Genomic DNA, 2,121 nt, shown 5'->3' with positions numbered 1-2,121 from the left:
AAGATCAATAGAACTGTAAAGGTAAAGCTCAATGAACACAAGGTTGTTACAGATGGCAGTTTTCGCTATGAAGAAGCAATTCCTCCTGATACTTTGATGTACTTCCCTTGGGGAGTTACTACTCAAGTTAATGGTACTGCCCAAGAGCATCTTGATGATTTTCAACAGCTATTAAAGGAGAATTCCCTGTTGCAAATTGGCGGACAGGAAAGTTTAGGACGAGGATTTGTGCAACAGTGGATGGCACCACAGAAAGAATCTAATGGGAAAAAAGAGGGGAAAGGATGATGTTTGATCCACGGACTCTGAGTAAATATGCTTATGAAGCTTTAAAAGATTTGCGATCGCGCTATGACAACGCCTTGGAAAACAAGGATATTAAGTCCCAAGACTATAAACAGCATCTTCAAGAGCAAAAGAGTCAAGCAGTAGAACTCTATACCTATGTTGCCACTTGGGGATTAATGCGTCTGAAAGGTGAGGAAATTGCCCTTGATAAATGGGATCCACAAAAGCCACCTACTATAGGCCAAAGGACAACCAAGAGTCAGGAAGGCAAAAGAGAGGTGATTGAAAGCTATTTTCGCAGTTTAGAAAACGTTCCTGGAGTCGGAAATTTAGTCAATGAAGACGGTTTAGCAACCCTCAATACCATGAAACATGACCAATATCTGGGTCTGACAGGGGTAGCACTCGCGATAGCCCAAGAGTTTAGTTTCTGGGCAGATGCAGTTTACCACGACATTAAACCAGGAGACTCAGATTAATGACCTTCAATAGAGACAATCAATCCCTTCCCACTTGGCTAGAAAAACTCCCGAAGGGATTCCAACCTAATAATTCTGCTAGTTTTGTAGAATATCTACGCTGGATGCGATCGCCTCAACCTGTGATTGAGTCATCATCAGCAAAAGGTGACAAGCAAAACCAGCAAGACAATAACTTAACCAAGGTACAAGTTCTCCAGATGGCAGCAGAAAAAGCTGGAGGATACAAAAAACGCTTGGAAACCCTCAACCAGCGCACTCAGCTAATTGCTGGAAAGGATAATACATTTGAGGTTGAGTGTGCTTGGCGGATGCGTGTAGGGGGACAAACCGGACCGGAAAATATTCTGCTTCCGGCCTTCGATGCCTTGGGAATACCTTATATTCCTTCCAGTACTCTGCGAGGTGTGGCAAGACGTCAGGCACTTTGGGAATTCACTCAAGCTATTCTAGACAATATGCTCCAGCAGAAAGCAGAAGTAACTCAGCAACAGAGGGAGGAAGCCCACCAACAAGCAGAAAAACACGTTGCACAGTACTTTGGTTCCTTGGAAGCTGAAGACAAAGACCGTGCAGGGAAAGTGATTTTTCTGGATGCTTACCCCTTAGCCAAGCAATGGGGAGTCGAGAAGAGAGGCTTAGCTGTGGATATGGCTAATAATATCTGGAGTTGGGATCAAGACTCTCCTAAGTATAGCCCTAATCCTAATCCCTTCCTTTCTCTTAACAGACCGATAGTTTTAATTGGGTTACGTCCAACTGCTAGATGTGAGCAAGATACCTTTAATCAAGTCAAAACTTGGTTGAAAAAGGGGTTACAATCCGGTGTTGGTTCCCAGATTAATACTGGCTATGGTCAAATGCTGGTTAAAGGTGAACAGAATAATTATCAGCCATTTTTTCAGGTCAAGTTTACCCTTGAAGGTCAACTGATTCACGGGTATAAACGCTTTAGGAATGTTCGCCAACCTTTGAAGGAAAAAGATAAAACCGATAAAGATAAACCCGATGACTATGCAGAAGCCGAGGTGCGCCCTATAGCTTTTAAATCCATGGTGCGCTACTGGTTCCGTACTTTGGCTTTAGGCTTTTTACCAGTAGCACAAGTAAAGACGTGGGAATGTCAGTTGTTTGGTTCAATTCAACCTCAAACTCAAGGATGGATTCAGTTTAATATTACTGATGCCAAAAATCCTCGAACTTCAAAACAGCTTAAAGATCAACCTTGTCTAAAACAACAGGGAACCCTAAAACTGAGTTATTCCCGGGAAGCACCAACTACCGAAACTGAACGGGATACTATTCAAAAATTATTGGTAAACTTGACTTGGTTAATGTTTCATCTTGGTGGAGA

3 protein-coding genes are annotated in these 2,121 nt (G+C 42.7%); all 3 read left to right on the top strand.

Features of this window, described 5'->3' with window-relative positions; all coding sequences use genetic code 11:
- Positions 1 to 288: RAMP superfamily CRISPR-associated protein (locus F6K37_RS39360; protein WP_287256679.1), on the top strand; the 288-nt coding region annotated here is incomplete at its 5' end.
- Positions 285 to 767 carry a hypothetical protein gene (locus tag F6K37_RS39355; RefSeq protein ID WP_287256677.1) on the top strand — a complete coding sequence of 161 codons (483 nt, stop codon included), beginning with the start codon at positions 285 to 287 and terminating at the stop codon, positions 765 to 767. The genes F6K37_RS39360 and F6K37_RS39355, both read left to right, overlap by 4 nt.
- A partial coding sequence (gene cmr6, locus F6K37_RS39350; RefSeq protein WP_287256675.1) for a type III-B CRISPR module RAMP protein Cmr6 occupies positions 767 to 2,121 on the top strand: 1,355 nt, incomplete at its 3' end. The genes F6K37_RS39355 and cmr6, both read left to right, overlap by 1 nt.

This window comes from Moorena sp. SIO4E2, from assembly GCF_010671945.1.
Taxonomy (GTDB): domain Bacteria; phylum Cyanobacteriota; class Cyanobacteriia; order Cyanobacteriales; family Coleofasciculaceae; genus Moorena; species Moorena producens.
The sequence above is the reverse complement of the archived record's forward strand: the minus strand, read 5'-3'. Positions and strand labels throughout refer to the sequence as shown.

What these genes read in the sequence shown, in the direction of transcription:
- F6K37_RS39355 (WP_287256677.1), top strand. Translation starts at nt 285, where the DNA reads ATGATGTTTGATCCACGGACTCTGAGTAAATATGCTTATGAAGCTTTA.